The organism is Bacillus sp. XT-4, from assembly GCF_050864245.1.
Classification (GTDB): Bacteria; Bacillota; Bacilli; order Bacillales; family Bacillaceae; genus Bacillus; species Bacillus altitudinis.
Window position 1 is genome coordinate 362,511 of sequence record NZ_JBPAFI010000002.1, and the last position, 22,004, is coordinate 384,514.

Consider the following 22,004-nt stretch of genomic DNA (forward strand, 5'->3'; position numbering starts at 1 on the left):
AATTTACGCCTCCATTAAAATTAATTGTGGATCATTCAATAAACGCTTGATGTGGTTAAGGGCATTTTGCGCAGTAGCTCCATCAATCATACGGTGGTCAAAGCTTAGGGAAAGAGCTAAGACTGGAGCTGCAACGATTTCGCCATCACGAACAACCGCTTTTTCAGCGATACGGCCAATACCAAGGATCGCTACTTCTGGGTGGTTGATGACTGGAGTAAACCATTGTCCACCAGCAGAACCGATGTTTGTGATTGTGCAAGATGCACCCTTCATTTCAGCTGGAGCCAATTTACCATCACGTGCTTTTGTTGCAAGCTCGTTGATTTCGTTAGATACTTCGAAAATCGCTTTGCGATCTGCATTTTTCACAACTGGAACAAGCAAGCCTTTTTCAGTATCAGCTGCAATTCCGATGTTGTAGTAATGCTTTTGAACAACTTCATCTGTTTTATCATCGATAGAAGTGTTAAGTACTGGGTACTTTTTCAAAGCAGAAGTTAGAGCTTTTACAACGTAAGGCAAGTAAGTTAACTTGATTCCTTGATCAGCTGCAACTTGTTTGAATTGTTTACGATGTGCAACAAGGTTTGTTACATCAACTTCATCCATTAATGTTACGTGAGGAGCTGTGTGCTTAGAGTTCACCATTGCTTTTGCGATCGCTTTGCGGATTCCGCTCATTTTCTCGCGAGTTTCTGGGAATTCTCCTTCTAGAACTGGAGCTGCTGCCGCTTTTGGAGCTGCTTCTTCTTTCGCACTTTCAGCTGCTTGAGGTGCTGCTTCTTGAGTTGCTGCAGAACCGCCATTAAGGAAGCTGTCGATATCTTCTTTTAGCACGCGGCCATTTTTACCAGTACCTGCAACTTTGTAAATTTCAACGCCTTTTTCACGCGCATATTTACGTACAGATGGCATAGCAATAACGCGTTTGTTAGGATCAGCATCTACTTGCTCTTGTGCGCCAGCACCAGTTGCTGCTGCCGCTTCTTCTTGAGCAACTTCTTTCTTTTCAGGCTCGTTACCAGCTTCAGCAGTACCTTGTACTTGAGCTTCAGTTTTCGCTTCGCCTTCTTCTTCGCTGCCTTTAAATTGAAGATTTTCGTAACCAGGTGCATCAAACGTAATGATTGTTTGTCCTACAGTTGCAACTGTTCCCTCTTCAACTTTTAATTCTAATACTTTTCCTTTAACAGGTGAAGGAATTTCTACAACTGCTTTATCATTTTGTACCTCTGCTAAAACGTCATCTTCATTGATTTCGTCGTTTGGTTTTACAAACCACTTAACGATCTCACCTTCGTGGATACCTTCTCCGATGTCCGGAAGTTTAAATTCAAATGCCACTGTTTTTCGCCTCCTAGTTTATGTTAAACCATTGTTCTGTCAACATTACACGGTCATGTAATTGATAAAGGGGAAGAGAAATAAATTCTTTTCCCCTCTGTCATTTAATTAAAATTCAAGAACTTTCTTAGCTGTTTCAAGCACGTCTTTATGGTTTGGAAGCCATACGCTCTCAGCTTGAGAGAAAGCAAATACAGTATCAGGTGCAGCTACACGAAGTACTGGTGCTTCTAGGCTAAGGATTGCTCTATCATTGATTTCAGCTACTACGTTTGCTGCAATACCAGCTTGTTTTTGTGCTTCTTGAACAACGATCGCGCGGCCTGTTTTTTCAACAGAAGCGATGATTGTTTCAATATCAAGCGGGCTCACTGTACGAAGGTCGACGACCTCAGCAGAAACGCCTTCTTTTTCAAGTTCTTCAGCAGCTTTAAGTGATTCGTGAACCATTGCACCGTAAGTGATGATTGAAAGGTCAGAACCTTCACGTTTCACGTCAGCTTTACCGATTTCAATTGTGTACTCTTCTTCAGGAACTTCCTGACGGAAAGAACGATAAAGTTTCATATGCTCAAGGAATACAACCGGATCGTTGTCACGGATTGCAGAAATTAATAGTCCTTTTGCATCGTAAGGTGTTGAAGGAATAACAACCTTGATACCAGGCTGTTGTGCAATAAGACCTTCTAAGCTGTCAGCGTGAAGCTCAGGTGTGTGAACTCCTCCACCAAATGGAGAACGGATTGTCACTGGAGAATGCCAGCGTCCACCAGAACGGTAACGCATACGAGCCATTTGTCCAGAAACAGAATCTAATACTTCGTAAACGAATCCGAAGAATTGAATTTCCATTACTGGGCGGAATTCTTGTAGTCCAAGGCCAATTGCAAGACCGCCAATACCAGATTCAGCAAGTGGAGTATCGAATACACGATCCTCACCAAACTCTTTTTGCAATCCTTCAGTCGCACGGAATACGCCGCCGTTTTTACCAACGTCTTCTCCGAAAACAAGAACGTTTTCGTCATTTTTCAGTTCTGTGCGTAACGCATCAGTGATCGCTTGAATCAATGTCATTTGCGCCATGGCTTACTTCGACTCCTTCTGTTTGTAGATTTCAAGCTGTTCAACCAAGTTAAATGGTTTCACATCGTACATGTTTTCAATCAAATCAGTGACTTTCTGCTTAGGCTGTTCGTCAGCTTCTTTGATTGCTTGTTTGATTTGTTCTTTTGCATCTTCGATGACTTTATTCTCTTCTTCTTCAGACCAAAGGCCTTTGTTTTCCAAGAATTTGCGGTAGCGTACCAATGGATCTTTTTGCTCCCACTCATTTTCATCTTCTTTTGTACGATATCTTGTTGGATCGTCACCAGCCATTGTATGTGGGCCGTAACGGAATGTAAGAGTTTCAATTAATGTTGGACCTTCACCATTTACAGCACGCTCACGAGCTTCAGCAGTCGCTGCGTATACAGCTAATGCATCCATACCGTCAACTTGTACGCCTACGATACCAGCTGCAGCTGCTTTTTGTGCAATCGTTTGTGCAGCAGATTGCTTTTCAACAGGTGTAGAGATCGCATATCTGTTGTTTTGGACAACAAAAATCGCTGGCGCTTTGTAAGCCCCTGCAAAGTTAATACCTTCGTAGAAATCACCTTGTGAAGCTCCACCATCACCAGTGTAAGTGATTGCAACAGCATTTTTACCGCGCTTTTTCAAACCAAGAGCTACACCAGCAGCTTGAATGATTTGTGCACCGATAATGATTTGCGGAGAAAGTGCATTCACATCTTCAGGCATTTGGTTTCCAACAAAGTGTCCACGAGAGAACAAGAATGCTTTTGTTAGTGGAAGACCATGCCAGATTAATTGTGGTACATCACGATATCCTGGAAGAATGAAATCTTCTTTCTCAAGTGCAAAGTGAGTTGCAAGCTGAGAAGCTTCTTGTCCAGCTGTTGGCGCATAGAAGCCAAGACGTCCTTGACGGTTCAATGAAATTGAACGTTGATCTAATACACGTGTAAACACCATACGGCGCATTAATTCTTTTAATTGGTCATCTGAAAGATCTGGCATTGCCGCTTCGTTTACGACTTCGCCTTTTTCGTTTAAAATTTGGAACGTTTCAAACTGCTTTTTGATGGCATCGAATTGCTTTTTGCTATCAACAATTGCTTTTTTTGTTTTTGCAGCCATTCTAAAGTCACCTCTTCCTTTCTTTTAACAGTCAATTTGTCGTGAATCCATTTATACATACAGATATAGGATAACCCAAAATGCTCATATGACTCCTGTATATAATAGCCACAAAGATCATTGTCGAAACATTGGATGATCGCTTGCTTTTGAGTTTTTCTAACTGTATTAACGATAGTTCACAAAAAACTAATACAACTTCTGTTAACAAGGAATAGTTTACAACAAGAAAAATAGTCCGTCAATTGATTTAACGGCTTTATTTAAATAAATGTATTCGCTTTACTTTTTATGGTGACCTGTATCAATCTGTTTAATCAACAGCACAAACTGTACTAGTATAGAGTGGATCACTGTACTACAATAGCACATGTTTGTTTTTGTCGAAAAATAAAAAAAGAGCTATTTTTAGCTCTTTTGATCATGATGGACAAAGGGCTAAAATGAACTTCATTTTAACCCTTTCTCTTCTTTTCAGTTTGACATCTTGGAAAAACGAGTAACGACACGCAGGCACTTTGTGAGTAGCAGCGATAAACAAAACTAGCAGCAAGTACTGTTTTTAACTGTTTTGTGATTCTTTCTGAGCTGTTTTGTATAAAGCTTGTTTATATTCGTTCAATTGATCTGTATATTGATTGAACTTCTTGCTTTCTTTTCTCACTTTACTATAGGAACGATTGACTGTTTTCAGTTTGGATTTCAGTTCAGCGTATCCTAAGTCTTTTCTTTTTAAAGATTCATACAAGTGCTTGTCTTGTTTCAGCGCCTTTTGATACTCACGGTAAAGCTGATCATACGATGCATATCTTTTTTCAATTGATTTGACTGTTTGTTCTGCTTTGTCTTTTACTTCCGCATCTTTTATCTGTCCAGCGAATTCTTTTACAGATTGAAATTCTTTTTTCGATTGATCCATGCTGTCTTTTTCTGTTTTTAAATGTTCTTCACGCTTTTCTGCCGATGCTAATGCTTGATCAGACAAGCTTGAGACTGTTTTTGTGTGGTCTTTTGTTGTTTGAATCATTTTTTTATACAACTGCTGCTCTTTTTTCTCATAGCTTTGCAGTGTACCTTGTTCTTTTTCAAAGGATGCTTCTTTTTCGCTCATTTTCGTCATGGCATCTTGCATCTCATAAAGCGGATTTTGACCTCCGCAGCCCGCAAGCAAGAGGGTGCATATCCCCGCTAAAGTTGCACCTGCTTTTATTCTTCTTTTCATCTGTTTCAATTACAAGGTCCCCCTTTACATCTCCACATACCACTATAATTTTTCAGGGCGGTTGTGACAAGGAAAGAGGCTGGTTTTTTGAGGGGAAAGAAGATTTTTTTCATGCTCTAGGCTCATGACTATACAAATAGTGCATTCATACATAGTTTATATTACACGCTTCGCCTTCACTTATGAGAGGCTGAGTGTATTTCCAAAGGAGGTCAAAAGTATGTCTAATTATAGTCATGGAAGTATGTATGGTGGATACGGCGGTTACGGTTATGGATACGGCGGCGGTTGTTGCTATCCAAGTTATGGTGGTGGATACGGTTGCGGTTACGGTGGTGGACGTACATTCGCTTTAATCGTCGTCCTATTCATTCTATTGATCATTGTTGGCGCAGCATTCTTAGGCGGCGGTGGCTGCTGCTAATGGCTGAATAAGCCTCTGACCGGTCTCATACGACCGGTCTTCTTTATTTCATTGCATATGTTGTGTATCATTTTATATACTTTACATACAAAGGAAATAGGAGTGAAGTTTTGTGATTACCATGGATGATATCGTACGAGACGGGCATCCCGTCTTAAGACAAACAGCTGAAGCGGTCGAACTCCCGCCAACAGAAGAAGAAAAACAGCAATTAGCTGACATGATTGAATTTGTCAAAAACAGTCAGGATGCAGATATTGCTGAAAAATATGAACTTAGACCCGGTGTTGGCCTAGCAGCTCCGCAAATCAATATCAGTAAACGAATGATTGCTGTTCACTGTGAAGACGAGGGCGGAGAACTTTACAGCTATGCATTATTCAATCCTCGCATTGTTAGCCATTCAGTCAAAAGAGCTTATTTAGCTACTGGAGAAGGCTGTTTATCTGTTGATGAAGCCATCCCTGGATTCGTCCCGCGCTATGAAAAAATCAGGGTGAAAGGTACAACGCTTGAAGGTGAAGACATTGATATTCGCCTAAAAGGGTTTCCGGCCATCGTTTTTCAGCATGAAATTGACCACTTAAATGGCATTATGTTTTATGATCATATTCAAAAAGATCATCCATTCGCCGAGCCAGACAACGCGGTTGCGATCGGCAGATCATAATAAAAAAACAAGACCCGTCCATCAGCGGGTCTTGTTTTTTTATTCATCAATAAGGCCTAATTCAGTCACAGCGTGGAATATGCCATCCTCATCTACAGGTTTGGTGACAAAGTCAGCTAATGTTTTTAATTCATTGACTGCATTCCCCATCGCAACGCCTGTTCCAACAAACGAAATCATTTCTCGATCGTTCAGCCCGTCACCGAAGGCAATTGTGTCCTTTTGATCGTACGGGAGTCTTTCAATGACTCGTTTAATTCCTTCAGCCTTTGATCCACCTTTTGGCAGGACATCCGTAGACAGCTCATGCCACCTGACGAGATCAATTTCTTCACGGAACGCTTCATATAGATGTTCCTCTTCTGCTTTACAAAATAGCAGCATTTGATAAATGACGTTTTCTTTAAAGAATGACAAATCGTGCTCGGGATGCTCTGTTTTTAAAGTGCCAATCCCTTCATGGATAAATGGATGGTTCGGCACAGACGCCTTCATCGTCTTCTCTCCCATGAAAACAAGCGGATGATCATGTTGATCCGCTGTTTCATAAATTTTATCCATCAGCTCTTGCTTAAGCGGATTGCCATAAATGACTTCTCCTTCGTACATGACATACTGACCGTTATAAGCAATAAATGAGTCAAGCCCTATTTCTTCTAAAATAGGTTGGATGAGAAAAGGCGAACGGCCAGATGCAATGAAGAGATGATGCCCTTTTTCTTTTAATAAACGAACAGCTCGCTTCGTTGATTCAGGTATTTTTTTATCATGGTCATATAAAGTACCGTCGATATCAAAGAAGATGACTTTTTTATTCATATCTCGTCTCCTGTCTCTTGTTATGTATACCCTCTCCCCTTCATCATACAGAAAGATCTTCACTGACGAAACCACTTCCTCTTAAAACGCCCATTTCCCACATATAACCATGTAACATTAAGTGGAAACATCATATAATACAAGTATATAGAGAGAACGGAACAAATGGCTGAATGAGACACATACCGAAAGGAGGCGATCCGCGATGCTTCGTCGTCTGCGCAAGAAAATTCGAAGACAATGGAAGGACATGCTTCGTAAAAAATCGATTGCTTAAAAGGATCTTCCGCACATTTGCTGAAGGTCCTTTTTTCTCTGAGACTTTTCTTATGCGCGTTTTTTTAATATAATAGAATAAGCGAGTGTAACATACGGTATTTAAGGAGAGATTTGGATGATATATAAGGTATTTTTTCAGGCAAGTACGACTGAGGTACCTGTGAGAGAACACACAGATTCACTATACGTTGAAGCGGTTTCTGAAAGAGACGTACGCGATAAGTTGAAAAAACATAACTACAATATTGAATTCATTCAGCCTGTAGACGGTGCTTTTTTAGACTATGAACGAGAAAGTGAAAATTTTAAAGTATTGGAGCTATGAGAGGAATGAAATTTGTAAAAAACGATCAGGCGGCAGTTTTTGCGCTCGGCGGATTAGGCGAGATCGGTAAAAACACGTATGGCGTTCAATTTCAAGATGAAATCATTTTGATTGATGCTGGTATTAAGTTCCCTGAAGATGAACTTCTTGGAATTGATTACGTCATCCCTGACTATACGTATTTAGTTAAAAACGAAGATAAAATCAAAGGTCTTTTTATTACTCATGGACATGAAGACCACATCGGCGGTATCCCTTACCTTCTCAAGCAAGTGAACATTCCAGTTTACGGAGGCAAACTCGCAATCGGCCTACTTCGTAACAAATTGGAAGAGCATGGTCTATTAAGACAGACCAAACTTCACATCTTTGAAGAAGAGGATACGATCAAATTTAGAAAAACAGCTGTGTCTTTCTTTAGAACGACGCACAGTATCCCAGATTCTTATGGAATTGTCGTGAAGACACCTCCTGGTAACATCGTACATACAGGCGATTTCAAGTTTGACTTTACTCCTGTTGGCGAGCCTGCCAATTTAACGAAAATGGCTGAGATCGGGAAAGAAGGCGTTCTTTGTCTTCTATCTGACAGTACAAATAGTGAAATTCCAGAATTTACGATGTCCGAAAGACGTGTAGGTGAAAGCATTGATGACATCTTCAGAAAAGTAGATGGACGTATTATCTTTGCTACATTTGCATCTAACATTCACAGACTTCAGCAAGTGATCGAGTCAGCTGTTGCCAACGGCCGAAAAGTCGCTGTGTTTGGGCGTAGCATGGAGTCTGCCATTGATATTGGACAAGAGCTCGGATATATCAAATGTCCAAAAAACACGTTCATTGAACACAATGAAATCAACCGCCTTCCAGCAAACAAAGTAACCATTCTTTGTACTGGTAGTCAGGGCGAACCGATGGCCGCTCTTTCTCGTATTGCCAACGGTACGCACCGCCAGATTTCAATTAACCCTGGAGACACTGTTGTCTTCTCGTCTTCACCGATCCCAGGTAACAATATTAGCGTAAGCCGTACTATTAACCAGCTGTATCGTGCTGGTGCTGAAGTCATTCATGGCTCACTTAATAATATTCATACCTCTGGACACGGCGGGCAGGAAGAACAAAAGCTGATGCTCCGTTTAATTAAACCTAAATTCTTCATGCCGATCCACGGTGAGTACCGCATGCAAAAAACGCATATTAAACTTGCGAATGATTGCGGAATTCCTGAGGAAAACTGCTTTATCATGGATAACGGTGAAGTTCTTGCTCTGAAAGGTGACGAAGCAAGTGTCGCTGGCAAAATTCCATCAGGCAACGTGTATATCGACGGTAGCGGTATTGGTGATATCGGCAACATCGTGTTAAGAGACCGCCGCATTCTTTCAGAAGAAGGTCTTGTCATTGTTGTTGTCAGCATGGATATGAAAGAATTCAAAATTTCTGCAGGTCCTGATTTAATCTCAAGAGGTTTTGTCTACATGAGAGAATCTGGAGACCTCATTAATGACGCGCAAGATCTCATTTCAAAGCATCTTGAAAAAGTAATGGAACGTAAGACGACTCAATGGTCAGAAATTAAGAACGAGATTACTGACACTCTTGCTCCTTTCCTTTATGAAAAAACAAGACGCCGCCCAATGATCTTACCGATTATTATGGAAGTGTAAGGACGTACAGGGAGACACAGCCAATTGGCTGTGTCTCTTTTTTATGCGCAATAAAAAAACCCGCATATCTGTACGATACGTGCGGGTTCAGTCATTGTTTTACGATTGAATCGGGAGATGCTGAAAACTTCTCACATCAAACAATCCTTGTGTTGTCATTTTCACATCAGGAATGACTGGCAGTGCCAAGAAGGATAATGTCAAAAACGGATTAAAGTCTAAGACAAAGCCTGTTTCCTTTAAAGCATCATGAAGTGCATGAAGGCTTTCATTGACCGTATGTGCAGGTTGATCTGATAATAAACCGGAAATCGGTAATGGAAGCGTATGAAGAACTTCTCCGTCTTTTACAACGGTCAAACCGCCCCCTGCTTCTTTTAACGTTTCAATGGCTTTGATCATATCAGCATCATTTGTTCCAACGGCAATTAAGTTATGCGAGTCATGGGCAACTGTTGTTGCAATTGCCCCCTCTTTTAGGCCGAATCCGCTGACAACCCCTATCCCAATTTCAGATAGACCTTTGTGGCGTTCGACAAGCACTATTTTTAATACATCTCGATCAATATCACTCGTAAATTGTCCATCGCTTCCAGATGGAGATATTTGTTCTAATTTCGTTTCAAGTTGATTCGGTATAATGCGAATGACATTCATCTTTTGGTGATCTGTTATAGGCAGCGTTAGATCTTTCTCTTGAACGTCCACTGCATGTACCGATTGCATGAGCGAAGAATTTGGCGTGATCTTGTCGACACTTGGCAAATATTCTCCATGTTCAGAGACCAATTCTCCTGCGATAAAGACGCTTGTAATTCCTACCTCATGTAAGTCAGAAATGAGCATAAAGTCCGCGTCAAAGCCTGGTGCAATCGCTCCCTTTGTTTTGAGACCGAAGCACTCCGCTGCGTTTAAACTTCCCATTTGATATGCTAAAAAGGGGTCCAATCCTTCTTGTATCGACATCCGTACTTGTTCATCAATACTTCCTTGAGCCATTAAATCATCTAAATGTTTATCATCCGTACAAAAGAAAAAGCGTCTCGCATTCTTCTCATTGACAGCAGGTAATACGTTTTTCACGTTTTTAGCAACAGAGCCTTCTCTGAGCATGACATACATGCCTCTTTTGACACGTTCAAGGGCCTCTTGAGCTGTTGTCACCTCATGATCCGTTTGGACATTAGCTGTTCGGTACACATTAATTAATCGGTCCGTTAATCCTGCTAGATGGCCATCAATGAGTTTATGTTCATGTTGAGCATCAAGCAGTTTTTGAAGCATATCTTCTTCCGCTTGTTCAACCGCGACATAATCCATCACTTCGGCAAGACCAAGCACTTCTTTCTCCTGATAAAGAGGCTTTAAATCTTTTGCTTTTAGTGTAGCACCTGATCGTTCAAAGCTGACTGCCGGTACACAGGATGGCAGCATGAAATATATATTTAGAGCAGCTTTTCTCGCTTCTTCGAGCATAAAACGGATACCTGCAACACCGGATACATTGGCAATTTCATGCGGGTCTGTTACAACAGTTGTCACACCGTGAGGAACGACAGCTTTGGAAAATTCAGCAGGAGTCACCATCGAGGATTCGATATGAACGTGGCCGTCAATGAAACCGGGAACAAGCATTTGACCTGTTGCATCCAGCTCCTGTTCTCCTTCATACTCCCCAATTCCTACTATTTTTCCATTTTCAACAGCGACATCAGCGTCTATCCATTCCTGGTTAAACACGTCCATAACCTTCGCATGTTTAATCACTAGGGCTGCTTTTTTTCTCTTTGCAGCTACCTCAATTTGATGTCTGAAAAGCTCCTTATCCAACGACACTGCCTCCTCCGAGTAAACAATATAATGTTTCTTATCGTAAACGAATCTGTTTGTCCAGTCAATGACATTTAGAGAAAATCAACCATATCAAAAGATTGATTTTTATTTCTGAATAGTGATAATTGGCTGAAAAATAACCATGTTCTATTTTGCTGTTCTTTTAGAAAGTAAACGGCTCTTTTCCACTTTGTTCTCTCCCACAACGTCCGCCCCATATGTACAATTCTAAAGCAAAAAACACCCCTTCTCGGAGTGTTTAATAGTCGTTCTGCATTTCCCGTTTTTCAAAGCGCCCGATATCTGCCACTGCCCCAATGACAATGAGGATATCTTCTTTTTGAATCATTTCATCTGCGAGCGGTGAAACGATCACTTCTTTCCCGCGCTTAATTGCCACGATATTGATCCCGTACCTTGCACGAATGTCGAGATCTAACAAAGAATGCCCGGCGAGTCTGCTGTTGGCGACGATTTCAATAAGGCTGTACTCATCTGACAGCTCTAAATAATCAAGCACGTTGTTAGAAATAATTTTATGTGCAATCCGTCTGCCCATGTCTCGTTCAGGATGGACAATACGGTCCGCACCAATTTTATTCAAAACCTTTTCATGGTAGTCATTTTGAGCTTTCACTGTGACCATTTTGACACCCAGCTCTTTCAGCATAATCGTTGTTAAAATACTCGCCTGAATGTTTTCACCTATCGCCACGATCACATGATCAAAATTGCGGATGCCTAGGTTTTTTAGGACAGATTCGTCCGTCGAATCACCAATCACGGCATGTGATGCAATTTTAGCATATTCGTTCACACGATCTTCATTCATATCCATGGCCATGACTTCAAGTCCTTCTTCGCTTAGCGCCTTGCAGATACTTCCGCCGAAGCGTCCAAGACCAATGACTGCATATTCCTTTTTCATGTTCAGACTCCTTTTATATCACTTACCATGCATTTTACTACGGTTTGATTAATGAATCCATATGTGACCGTATTTTTTTACGGAATGCTTCACTTAAGTAAAGGTCTGCTCCTTTTTCGATTTCACTGCGATAATGACCAGGAGGCGCAATTTCTTCGCTCTTTTTTAAAACGAGAAACGTTAAGCAGTCCTCATACACTTGATCACCTACTGTGACATCGACAAATGCTGGGCGATAAGTCCCTTCATTTACACCTTCTCGTTTGTACAAATAACGAATGGCATCAAAAGGCACTTCATATAGAACACCCTCTGTTTCTCCGCCGTCTTCTACCATATCTGCTCTTGATCCATCAGGGCGCACCAATGTAAACCTTGTGGTAAAACGATCAAGTGTGCCGCCGCCGATGATTTGTTTGAAATAATGTTCCACTTTCGCAAGCTTAAACCTTGCATCATCCATACAGGACCCATAGGCAAAATAATAGAAGGAAGACGGTTTGCGCTCCCATAGTTGATATGACTTCCAGCAGCCGCTTTCAATCTCCTTCAGGCTCGATGCCTTCTGCTTACCTATTGTATAAGCAACGGCTGACCTTGGCCCCTGGTCTGTCATAACCTCTATTTCCTGCTGGTCATACCCTTCCTCTAGCTCATCTATCTTATGCAGCGTTTCATCACTGACCTCATACAATTCTCCATATACTGTGTTTTGTTCCGAGACAACACACACAGGGTAACCCTCACCTGTATCGTACAGTCTCCCCTTTATCCAAGCAGATGCTGCTAATGGACTGCTTTCTTTCATCATTGTCTCGTGATACTTTTCGTGCTTTAAAAGTGTCCCATACACAAATAACGTCTTTGTCTCCTTCGTCATCACACATCACGTCCTCTCACCTTGCTACTATCTGCTTTTTTGATACACAGGTAAGTAAATATCAAAAGCCGTCCCTTTGCTGAGCTCGCTCTTTACATCCATTCTTCCATGGTGATCTTTTAAGATCGTCGCACAGATCGTTAAACCAAGTCCTGTACCTTCTTTTTTAGTCGAAAAGAAAGGATCATATATTTTCAGAATGTCCTCTTCGGACATTCCTTTTCCTTCATCTTGAATCGTGATTTTCCATTCATTCATCACTTTTTCTGTTGATATGTATATATTGCCGCCTTCAGGCATCGCCTCGATCGCATTTTTGATTAAGTTAATGAACAGCTGCTTCATTTGATTGGCGTCTGCTAATATCGTGCCAGTATCCTGCTTTTTAAATGGCTGTTTGAGATCAATATTTGAAAGAACGGCATTTGTCTTTAATAAGGTAATCACCTGCTCTAGCAAATCATGGAGCTGTACTTCTTGAAATTGAACCGATTGAGGTTTTGCTAAGACAAGCAGTTCACTTAAAACAAAATCAATGCGTTTAATTTCAGAAAAGATGATATCAAAATAATCGGTTCTTTCAGGATATTGCGTTTTCATCAGCTGCAAAAATCCATTGACTGAGGTGAGCGGATTTCTGACTTCATGGGCAATGCCAGCGGCTATTTGTCCTGCAACAGCCAGCTTTTGTGCCTGCATTTGCAATTGCTGATTTGATCTTTCAAGTTCAAGCTTTGCCTGCTTTTGTTTCGTGATATCTGCAACCGTTCCAATACCTCCAGTAAACTGGTGCTGTTCATCGAAATAAAGCTTATAATGCACATCTCCCCATACCTTTTTTCCTTCTTTATGGAGAAGCTGCAGCTCCACCCGCCCCTCATCCTTATGCTCTTTGATCACAGACAACAAATGCTGAACGACATGCTCTTCTTGATCAAAGTACTGATTGTACATCGTACCTAGACACTCCTCTATGTCGTAACCCGTCATTTGTTTCCATGCTTGATTTAAAAAAATGATTTCACCTTTTTCATTGGTTTCAAAAACGATTTCTTGCAAGTTATCTGTGATTCGATTCAGCCGCTCTGTCAGTTCGTGTGCTTCTTTTTCTCGTTTATTTAAATCTGATACAAGCAAATTCAACCGGTCCACATAGCCTGAGATGCTCCAAATACCGGCCAAAACAACGACTGTAAAGGCTAGATCGAGCGGCCAATTAATGTGATAGCCGCTAAGATAATAAAAGAAATCCCAGCTCAAAATTAATATAAATGCAAGAACGGATAACAGGATCCGTACTTGATATGTTTTGTTCAAATAATTCCACCTGCCGCCCTGAGATTCTTTGTCAATTGTACCATTTTCCACTTATTTTTTGAGGAAGATGTGGCATTTTTAAGGAACTTTTTTAGAAAAAAAAGCCTGCTCTCAGCACAATGGGAGAGAACAGGCTATTTTTATTTACTGCTGAAGGGCTTCTTGAAGCTCTTTTAGCAGTAGTTCTGCGCCTTCAGCGCTTAATGTAATTTGACCATTTCCATACTCGTGGTTCTCAGAAGTAATCTCACCAGTCATCAGGCAGACGCCCTCTGGCTGATATTTTTTCAAGACGATTTTATCTCCATCTATAAAAAATTCCATACTGTCTTTAATAGCGATATCAAGTGCTCTTCTCAATTCGATTGGCATCACAATACGCCCTAGTTCATCTACTTTTCTTACAACTCCGATAGATTTCAATTTCGTTCCCTCTTTCTTTCATTAGCTCAAGATCAATCTGTTTTTCACCAATTGATATATCGTAGACGTAAGAGATTCTTAAAAGGTTTCTCCTGCATAAAAATTTTTTTCAAAATCGAAAAACCAAAGGGAAAATTTATTGTGAATGTCAAAATGAGACTTGAATTTTACAGATTCATTTCAAGATGATCACACACCCCCACAAATGACCTCAACCCTCTGAACTTTTAAATGTAAAATTGTTTAAAACAGCAAAAATAGAGATTGGGTGAAAACATGTTTCAAAATGCCGAAATTGGAATTGATTTAGGAACAGCTAACATATTGGTTTACAGTAAAAATAAAGGAATTATTCTCAATGAACCATCCGTTGTGGCAGTAGATACGGAAACAAAAACTGTCCTTGCAGTGGGGTCAGAAGCAAAAGAGATGATTGGGAAAACACCTGGAAAAATTGTAGCGATCCGTCCGATGAAAGATGGTGTCATCGCTGATTACGATATGACAACCGATTTACTCAAACAAATTATGAAAAAAGCAGGAAAAAATATTGGGTTTACCTTTAGAAAGCCGACTGTGGTTGTTTGTACACCTTCAGGTTCAACAGCTGTCGAACGCCGCGCGATCAGCGATGCTGTCAAAAATTGCGGGGCAAAGCATGTGCATTTAATTGAAGAACCCGTCGCAGCTGCAATCGGTGCTGATCTCCCGGTGGACGAGCCTGTTGCCAACGTCGTTGTAGATATTGGCGGAGGAACGACAGAGGTAGCGATCATTTCATTTGGCGGGGTTGTCTCTTGCCACTCGATCCGAATTGGCGGAGATCAACTGGATGAAGATATCATTACTTTTGTGAGAAAGAAATACAATTTACTGATCGGTGAACGGACAGCTGAACAGGTAAAAATGGAAATTGGTTATGGTCTCATTGAACACGAACCTGAGTCATTAGAAGTACGTGGACGCGACCTTGTCACAGGTCTTCCAAAAACAATTACACTTGAATCAACAGAAATTCAAGGTGCTATGCGAGAATCACTTCTTCATATTTTAGAGGCGATTCGGGCTACATTAGAAGACAGCCCTCCAGAACTGAGTGGTGATATCGTAGATCGCGGCGTCATTCTAACTGGCGGTGGTGCACTATTAAACGGCATTCAAGAATGGCTCTCTCAAGAAATTGTTGTCCCAGTTCATATCGCAGCAAACCCTCTTGAATCTGTCGCAATTGGAACAGGTCGTTCATTAGAAGTCATCGACAAATTGCAAAAAACATTAAAATAATCTTCATGTTCTACTTCTTTTTTCATCATTTCGATCATATCGTGATGAATGGATAAACGTGAAGGAGGAAGAACATGTTGCTTGATTTAGGTAAACGGGTCGTTGTCACAGTCATTTTAACCGGTATTATTTTAGGAGGAATGAGCCTGTCGTTTTCACATATGCCCCCTTCTAATGCACAGCCTGTGAAACAACTGAACCGCTAAAAAAGCCGCACGAAAGCGGCTTTTTTATTTTGCTTCGGGACGGCTCCCTATTTTCCTTTTCGGTCTTAAATCTGATATGATGAACATGACTAAAGGAGGGTTTTTTATGAGTTCATTCGAAAAACAACTAGATCAATATGCAAAAACCATCGTTGAAGTAGGTGTAAATGTTCAAAGTGGTCAAGAAGTGGTCGTATCTGCGTTCACTGAATCTGTAGACCTTGTCCGCCTTGTGGCAAAACACGCATATGAGCGCGGAGCGAAAAACGTACATATCCGCTGGAGTGATGGTGTTCTGACCCGTTTAAAATATGAACATGCCCCACAAGATGTGTTTGAGCAATTTCCAGAATGGGAAGCACAGATGATGGAAACCATCGCAAAACGTGGCGGTGCTTTTATTACGATCTTGTCAGAAAGCCCTGATCTTCTAAGTGGCATTGACTCGAAAAAAATTGCTTCACAGCAAAAAGCTGCAGGTTCAGCACTTCATACATATCGTCAATACGTTCAATCTGACAAAGTTGCATGGACAGTCGTCGGTGCTGCATCAAAAGATTGGGCGAAAAAGATTTTCCCTGAGCATGCAGATGAAGAAGCTGTTGCATTATTATGGGACCAAATCTTTAAAGTCGCCCGCGCTGATCAGCCAGATCCTGTTGAAGCGTGGAAAAAGCATGATGAATCACTAAATGAAAAAGTAAAAGTATTAAATGAACGTCACTACCACAAGCTGCACTATGAAGCACCAGGTACAGATTTAACGATTGAACTTCCAGAACAGCATATTTGGGTAGGTGCTGGCAGCGTGAGTGAACGCGGCGTATCATTCATGGCCAATATGCCGACAGAAGAGGTCTTTACCGTACCTAAAAAAGATGGTGTAAACGGGACTGTCTCAAGCACAAAACCACTTAGTTATGCAGGAAACATTATCGATGAATTTACGTTAACCTTTGAAAATGGGCTTATTGTAGATGTGAAAGCAAAAGAGGGCGAAGACATTTTAACCTCTCTCGTTGAAACAGATGAAGGCTCACATTATCTAGGTGAGGTTGCCCTTGTACCAGATGATTCACCAATTTCTAACTCAAATATCCTCTATTACAATACACTTTACGATGAAAATGCATCCAACCACCTTGCCATCGGCAGCGGTTATGCATTTAATATCGAAGGCGGTAAAGAGATGAAACGAGAGGAATTAGACGCAGCGGGTGTGAACAGCAGTATTACACACGTCGATTTCATGATTGGTTCAAAGGAAATGAATATTGATGGGATCACAAAAGATGGTAAACGTGAACCGATTTTCCGAAATGGAAATTGGGCTTTTTAAAGAAAAAAGACATCCTCATGTGGATGTCTTTTTTCTTTATGTTTATGCATACAGTTCTTGTAGTCTTTTTTGAATCTCTTGATCTGATAAGAACTCATCATAAGTTGTTTGCTTATCAACGATGCCATTTGGCGTCACTTCGATAATACGGTTTGCAACTGTTTCAACAAACTGATGGTCATGAGATGAGAAGAGCATAGCCCCTTTAAAGCTCATTAGACCGTTATTTAGCGCTGTGATGGACTCTAGGTCTAAATGGTTCGTCGGCTCGTCTAACAGCAAAATATTCGCTCCAGACAGCATCATTTTTGATAACATACAACGAACCTTTTCTCCACCTGATAAGACGCTTGCTTTTTTCTTCACTTCTTCCCCAGAGAAAAGCATACGGCCTAAGAAACCACGCAGGAAGCTTTCACTTTGATCATTAGGAGAATATTGACGAAGCCAATCAACAAGATCTAAATCGCTTCCTTCAAAATATTCACTGTTGTCTTTAGGGAAGAATGCTTGAGATGTTGTCACGCCCCATTTAAATGTCCCGCTGTCTGGCTCCATTTCACCAGCAAGGATTTTAAATAAAGTAGAGACAGCAAGTTCATTACGGCTTAAGAACGCAATTTTATCCTCACGATTCATAATAAAGCTGACGTTATCAAGTACTTTTACACCGTCAATCGTTTTTGATAGACCTTCTACTTGAAGGACATCATTTCCGATTTCACGCTCTGGCGCAAAATGAACATAAGGATATTTACGAGAAGATGGTTTAATGTCATCTAGCGAAATCTTATCAAGCAATTTCTTTCTTGATGTCGCTTGCTTCGATTTAGATGCGTTCGCACTGAACCGAGCAACGAATTCTTGAAGCTGCTTAATTTGTTCTTCTTTTTTCTTGTTGGCATCCTGGCTGAGTTTTAATGCCAGCTGGCTTGATTCATACCAGAAATCATAGTTACCGACATACACTTGAATTTTTCCAAAGTCAAGGTCTGCAATATGCGTACATACTTTGTTTAAGAAATGACGATCATGCGATACGACGATGACGGTATTTTCAAAGTTAATGAGGAACTCTTCTAGCCACTGGATCGCTTGTAAGTCCAAGTGGTTCGTTGGCTCATCGAGAAGGAGAACGTCAGGTTTACCGAATAAAGCTTGTGCTAAAAGCACTTTTACCTTTTCAGATCCGCCAAGCTCAGACATTTTCTTCGATTGCAGGCTCTCTGGAATGCCAAGACCTTTTAATAGGATCGCAGCTTCACTTTCCGCTTCCCATCCGTTTAACTCAGCAAACTCACCTTCAAGCTCTGCTGCACGAATCCCGTCTTCATCTGAGAAATCAGGTTTCATATAAATCGCATCTTTTTCCTGCATCACATCATATAGACGTTTGTGACCCATGATGACGACTTTTAACACTTCAAACTCTTCGTATTCAAAGTGGTTCTGTTTTAAAATCGCTAAACGTTCACCAGGACTCATATGAACATCGCCCGTTTGAGCTTCAATTTCTCCAGAAAGAATCTTTAAGAACGTTGATTTACCAGCTCCATTGGCACCAATTAGTCCGTAGCAGTTGCCAGGAGTGAACTTAATATTTACTTCTTCAAATAATTTACGATCAGCAAATCGCAAACTAACATTATTCACTGCAATCATTTATTAATCCTCCATCACTCATTCATCAATATGAAGTATAACATGAATAACGATTGATAGAAACGTCTCTCGCTAAGAACAAAGGCTTTTTGTCCAATATGGTATAATAAGTGGGAATGTTTTTGTTGAAGGAGTTCGGGCGATTTGAGATTACTCACACTCATGGAATACTGTTTATTAATTTTCTTTATGGGCATTTATTTATCGGCAACAGGCTTTAATGCAAGAGACTTTGGCCTTTATATTGGGCTTGTCCTCATTTACACACTGGTCCACATCTTTTCAAAACGCTTTTTACAAAAGCGCGGAAAAGACAATGTGAAAATTGGATTATTCCGTTCTGTTTTGGCGATTACTGGGTCCGTTTTCGCTTCTGTTTTGGCCATTGTCATCATTGTCACGATGCTCACACCAAATTAAAAACGACCCTACAGGAAGGGTCGTCCATTCAAGCACCTTTCTTACGCAATGAGAAAGGTGTATTTATTGTGTTTGTCGAATATCGCCAAATGGGAAGAAAACAAATTCTGATGTGCCGACAATCCGATCCTTTTCAATGAGTCCGAGTCCATTTCGACTGTCCATAGAATTCAGTCTGTTGTCACCCATAACAAAGTAATCGTTTTTCGGTACTTTCACTGGACCAAAATCTCCTGTTAAATGTACCTCATACTCTTTGGCATGCGCCTTGTTCTCTTTTAAATAAGGCTCATCTACTTTTTTACCATTAATGTAAAGCGTATCATCCTTCATTTCAATCGTGTCGCCTGGAAGGCCGATCAATCGTTTGACATAATGAATTTTCTGACCGTCTTTTCCATTAATAATCACGATGTCACCACGTTTGACTCCACCGAGATAGTTGATGGTTTTGTTGACAAACAGCTTTTCTCCATCATGAAGGGTTGGTTCCATTGACTCTCCTTCCACCACATACGGCTCAAAAATAAACGTACGGATGATGAGGACGAGGGCAAGTGCAATTAAAATAGCTTTGATCCATTCAAACAGAGAACTTTTCTTCTCTTTTTTGGCTTGTTTCCCATCAGATTGAATGTCATTTTCGTTTTGTTTGTTTTCTTCGTTCAAAATACTGCTTCCTCCTAAGACTTTCTGCTAAAAGACTTGAAACGCGAATTGAATAACTTTACTTTATCACATGTCATTTAAAAATTCACAAGACAACCATTCAATTAGATATTTTTTCCTAATTTGCTGATGATTAAACAAAAAGAAGCACCGCTCTTCACGATGCTTCTTTTCAAATTAAGCTTCTTGTCGGACTGGTTTTTTTAGAATTCCGAGAAGTAGCGCTGTAACGATGGCACCGATTAAGATGCTGATGATGTAAAGAACTGGATGGTTTGTTACCCAGAAAACGAATAGTCCGCCGTGCGGTGCAGGAAGCGTCACTCTAAAGAATTCTGTTAATCCACCTGCAACTGCTGCACCAATCACAGCTGAAGGAATGACGCGCAGAGGATCTGCCGCTGCAAACGGGATAGCCCCTTCCGTAATGAACGCAGCTCCCATGAAGTAACATGTAATACCTGCTTCACGGTCACGTTTAGAGAATTTGTTTCTAAAGATCGTTGTCGCTAGGGCAATTCCTAGCGGCGGCACCATTCCGCCTGCCATAATCGCAGCATGCGGTGCATAGTTGCCAGCAGCAATCATCGCAAGACCAAATGTGTAGGCAGCTTTGTTAATCGGACCACCCATATCAATGGCCATCATACCAGCTAAAATAATCCCCATTAATACAAGGTTTCCAGTACCAAGTGATTCAAGCCAGTGTGTTAATCCGTCCATTACCATTTTAACAGGTGTGTTGACGATGTAATGCATGATAATTCCTGTAAAGAAAATACCGAACAATGGATAGAGCAGAACTGGTTTAATACCATCGAGCGACTGTGGTACAAAAGTGAATACTTTTTTGAGCAGCACCACAATGTAACCAGCAAGGAAACCAGCAATCAATCCGCCTAAGAATCCAGCACCTGCTGCAGAGGCCATGAATCCGCCAACCATACCTGGTGCGAAACCTGGACGGTCTGCAATACTCATTGCGATAAATCCAGCTAATACAGCAACGATTAAGGCAAGTGCATTATCTCCGCCAATCCCTTTTAATACAGCTGCAAATGAATTGAAAGAAGGATCTTTAGGGTCAGCTGAGTTAATTCCCCAGAAGAATGAAATCGCAACGAGGATACCGCCCCCAACAACAAACGGAAGCATGTTGCTTACACCGCTCATTAAGTGCTTATAGAATCCACTTCTTCCCTTGCCTGACGATTCATTTTCATCTTTTGAAGAACTGCCGCCTGAACCTTTATAAATCGGCGCATCTTGATTGATGGCTTTTTCGATCAATTCTTGCGGACGGCGAATTCCAGCTGTCACAGGTACTTCAATGACATGTTTGCCTTTAAAGCGTTCCATTTCAACTTGTTTATCAGCTGCCACAATAATAGCTGGCGCTTCTTCAATTTCTTTTGCTGTCAGGGCATGTTTAATTCCACTAGAGCCGTTTGTCTCAACTTTAATGTCAACGCCCATTTCTTTTGCTTTTTCTTTCAAAGCATCTGCGGCCATAAATGTATGCGCGATGCCTGTTGGACAAGCTGTCACCGCTAAAATTTTAGCAGGTTTTCCCGGTGCAGCCGGTTCCTCTTTGACTTCCTCTTCTTCTTCATCGTCTTTATCATGTGTATTGATAATTTCAATGATTTCATCTTCAGTAGCCGCTTCAAGAAGCTGCTTTCGGATCTCTTCACGCATGAGAAGTGTGGATAAACGAGAAAGTGCTTCTAAATGCGTGTTGTTTGCGCCTTCAGTTGCTGCAATCATAAAGACAAGATGACTTGGCTGTCCGTCTAATGATTCATAATCTACACCGGCTGTTGAACGGCCAAATGCAATAGCAGGTTCTTTCACACTTGCTGTTTTCGCATGAGGAATCGCAATTCCTTCTCCGATTCCCGTAGAGCTTTGTTTTTCACGATTAACAACAGCTGCTTTGTAGCCTTCTTTATCATTTAATTTACCAGCTGTATCTAATACAGTGACCAGTTCTTCAATAACGGCTTCTTTTTGCTGGCTGTCTAATTGAAGCTTAATCGTATGCTTCGTGAGTAGTTCTGTAATTTTCATGATGACTCC

Annotated in this window: 21 protein-coding genes; 8 read left to right on the forward strand and 13 right to left on the reverse strand. The window is 41.0% G+C overall.

Annotated elements, in window-relative coordinates; genetic code table 11:
* Nucleotides 1-3: 3 nt before the first annotated feature.
* The 4 genes from ACRRMM_RS07050 to ACRRMM_RS07065 form a co-directional block, all read right to left on the reverse strand.
* On the reverse strand, nucleotides 4-1,347 hold the full coding sequence (locus tag ACRRMM_RS07050; RefSeq protein WP_008345100.1) for a dihydrolipoamide acetyltransferase family protein: 1,344 nt from the start codon (nucleotides 1,345-1,347) through the stop codon (nucleotides 4-6).
* 108 nt (nucleotides 1,348-1,455) lie between these two features.
* Nucleotides 1,456-2,433 carry a pyruvate dehydrogenase complex E1 component subunit beta gene (gene pdhB / locus ACRRMM_RS07055; protein ID WP_007498597.1) on the reverse strand — a complete coding sequence of 326 codons (978 nt, stop codon included), beginning with the start codon at nucleotides 2,431-2,433 and terminating at the stop codon, nucleotides 1,456-1,458.
* A 3-nt stretch (nucleotides 2,434-2,436) separates the two neighbouring features.
* On the reverse strand, nucleotides 2,437-3,552 hold the full coding sequence (gene pdhA, locus ACRRMM_RS07060; RefSeq protein WP_007498599.1) for a pyruvate dehydrogenase (acetyl-transferring) E1 component subunit alpha: 1,116 nt from the start codon (nucleotides 3,550-3,552) through the stop codon (nucleotides 2,437-2,439).
* Nucleotides 3,553-4,114: 562 nt separating this feature from the next.
* Complete coding sequence (locus ACRRMM_RS07065) at nucleotides 4,115-4,783, reverse strand: YkyA family protein (RefSeq protein ID WP_342493478.1); 669 nt, start codon at nucleotides 4,781-4,783, stop codon at nucleotides 4,115-4,117.
* A gap of 235 nt (nucleotides 4,784-5,018) precedes the next feature.
* Between ACRRMM_RS07065 and ACRRMM_RS07070 the strand changes: the two genes are divergently transcribed.
* Both ACRRMM_RS07070 and def read left to right on the forward strand, forming a co-directional pair.
* A complete protein-coding gene (locus ACRRMM_RS07070; RefSeq protein WP_026050085.1) occupies nucleotides 5,019-5,198 on the forward strand; it encodes a YjcZ family sporulation protein in 180 nt (59 codons plus the stop codon).
* Between the two features lie 112 nt (nucleotides 5,199-5,310).
* On the forward strand, nucleotides 5,311-5,868 hold the full coding sequence (gene def / locus ACRRMM_RS07075; RefSeq protein ID WP_008345111.1) for a peptide deformylase: 558 nt from the start codon (nucleotides 5,311-5,313) through the stop codon (nucleotides 5,866-5,868).
* Nucleotides 5,869-5,907: 39 nt separating this feature from the next.
* Here the strand turns inward: def and ACRRMM_RS07080 are convergent, their stop codons facing one another.
* Entirely contained in the window at nucleotides 5,908-6,687 is a 780-nt protein-coding gene (locus ACRRMM_RS07080; RefSeq protein WP_024719544.1) for a Cof-type HAD-IIB family hydrolase, read from the reverse strand.
* A gap of 394 nt (nucleotides 6,688-7,081) precedes the next feature.
* Here ACRRMM_RS07080 and ACRRMM_RS07085 point away from each other — a divergent pair, with 394 nt between their 5' ends.
* Both ACRRMM_RS07085 and rnjA read left to right on the forward strand, forming a co-directional pair.
* Nucleotides 7,082-7,291, forward strand: coding sequence for a DNA-dependent RNA polymerase subunit epsilon (locus ACRRMM_RS07085; protein ID WP_008345114.1), 210 nt, complete (start codon nucleotides 7,082-7,084; stop codon nucleotides 7,289-7,291).
* Between the two features lie 5 nt (nucleotides 7,292-7,296).
* On the forward strand, nucleotides 7,297-8,964 hold the full coding sequence (rnjA, locus tag ACRRMM_RS07090; RefSeq protein ID WP_008345116.1) for a ribonuclease J1: 1,668 nt from the start codon (nucleotides 7,297-7,299) through the stop codon (nucleotides 8,962-8,964).
* Nucleotides 8,965-9,063: 99 nt separating this feature from the next.
* Here rnjA and ade read toward each other — a convergent pair whose 3' ends face one another.
* The 5 genes from ade to ACRRMM_RS07115 form a co-directional block, all read right to left on the reverse strand.
* On the reverse strand, nucleotides 9,064-10,794 hold the full coding sequence (gene ade, locus ACRRMM_RS07095; protein WP_060781035.1) for an adenine deaminase: 1,731 nt from the start codon (nucleotides 10,792-10,794) through the stop codon (nucleotides 9,064-9,066).
* Nucleotides 10,795-11,056: 262 nt separating this feature from the next.
* Entirely contained in the window at nucleotides 11,057-11,725 is a 669-nt protein-coding gene (locus tag ACRRMM_RS07100) for a potassium channel family protein (RefSeq protein WP_008345123.1), read from the reverse strand.
* A gap of 37 nt (nucleotides 11,726-11,762) precedes the next feature.
* Complete coding sequence (locus ACRRMM_RS07105; protein ID WP_428828924.1) at nucleotides 11,763-12,605, reverse strand: gamma-glutamylcyclotransferase; 843 nt, start codon at nucleotides 12,603-12,605, stop codon at nucleotides 11,763-11,765.
* Between the two features lie 27 nt (nucleotides 12,606-12,632).
* Nucleotides 12,633-13,922, reverse strand: a complete 1,290-nt coding sequence (locus ACRRMM_RS07110; RefSeq protein WP_428828923.1) for an ATP-binding protein — start codon at nucleotides 13,920-13,922, stop codon at nucleotides 12,633-12,635.
* Nucleotides 13,923-14,066: 144 nt separating this feature from the next.
* The gene (locus ACRRMM_RS07115; protein WP_017359400.1) at nucleotides 14,067-14,345 is read right to left on the reverse strand and encodes an AbrB/MazE/SpoVT family DNA-binding domain-containing protein; all 279 of its coding nucleotides are present in this window, start codon (nucleotides 14,343-14,345) and stop codon (nucleotides 14,067-14,069) included.
* A 276-nt stretch (nucleotides 14,346-14,621) separates the two neighbouring features.
* Here ACRRMM_RS07115 and mreBH point away from each other — a divergent pair, with 276 nt between their 5' ends.
* The 3 genes from mreBH (at nucleotide 14,622) to ACRRMM_RS07130 (ending at nucleotide 17,174) form a co-directional block, all read left to right on the forward strand.
* On the forward strand, nucleotides 14,622-15,629 hold the full coding sequence (gene mreBH, locus ACRRMM_RS07120; protein ID WP_017359401.1) for a rod-share determining protein MreBH: 1,008 nt from the start codon (nucleotides 14,622-14,624) through the stop codon (nucleotides 15,627-15,629).
* 74 nt (nucleotides 15,630-15,703) lie between these two features.
* Nucleotides 15,704-15,835 (forward strand): protein YkpC, encoded by a 132-nt coding sequence (locus ACRRMM_RS07125; protein WP_003210922.1) that lies wholly within the window; start codon nucleotides 15,704-15,706, stop codon nucleotides 15,833-15,835.
* Between the two features lie 106 nt (nucleotides 15,836-15,941).
* Nucleotides 15,942-17,174, forward strand: coding sequence for an aminopeptidase (locus ACRRMM_RS07130; RefSeq protein ID WP_326114381.1), 1,233 nt, complete (start codon nucleotides 15,942-15,944; stop codon nucleotides 17,172-17,174).
* Between the two features lie 42 nt (nucleotides 17,175-17,216).
* On the opposite strand, the gene ACRRMM_RS07135 is transcribed toward ACRRMM_RS07130, so the two are convergent.
* Nucleotides 17,217-18,836, reverse strand: coding sequence for an ABC-F family ATP-binding cassette domain-containing protein (locus ACRRMM_RS07135; protein ID WP_007498620.1), 1,620 nt, complete (start codon nucleotides 18,834-18,836; stop codon nucleotides 17,217-17,219).
* A gap of 144 nt (nucleotides 18,837-18,980) precedes the next feature.
* Here ACRRMM_RS07135 and ACRRMM_RS07140 point away from each other — a divergent pair, with 144 nt between their 5' ends.
* Nucleotides 18,981-19,256: a hypothetical protein gene (locus ACRRMM_RS07140; RefSeq protein WP_008345136.1), complete on the forward strand. Its 276-nt coding sequence runs from the start codon at nucleotides 18,981-18,983 to the stop codon at nucleotides 19,254-19,256.
* A gap of 63 nt (nucleotides 19,257-19,319) precedes the next feature.
* Here the strand turns inward: ACRRMM_RS07140 and lepB are convergent, their stop codons facing one another.
* Together lepB and ACRRMM_RS07150 are read right to left on the reverse strand one after the other, a co-directional pair.
* Nucleotides 19,320-19,892 (reverse strand): signal peptidase I, encoded by a 573-nt coding sequence (gene lepB, locus ACRRMM_RS07145; RefSeq protein ID WP_034647709.1) that lies wholly within the window; start codon nucleotides 19,890-19,892, stop codon nucleotides 19,320-19,322.
* 210 nt (nucleotides 19,893-20,102) lie between these two features.
* The gene (locus tag ACRRMM_RS07150; RefSeq protein WP_008345139.1) at nucleotides 20,103-21,995 is read right to left on the reverse strand and encodes a PTS fructose transporter subunit IIABC; all 1,893 of its coding nucleotides are present in this window, start codon (nucleotides 21,993-21,995) and stop codon (nucleotides 20,103-20,105) included.
* Between the last annotated feature and the right edge of the window lie 9 nt (nucleotides 21,996-22,004).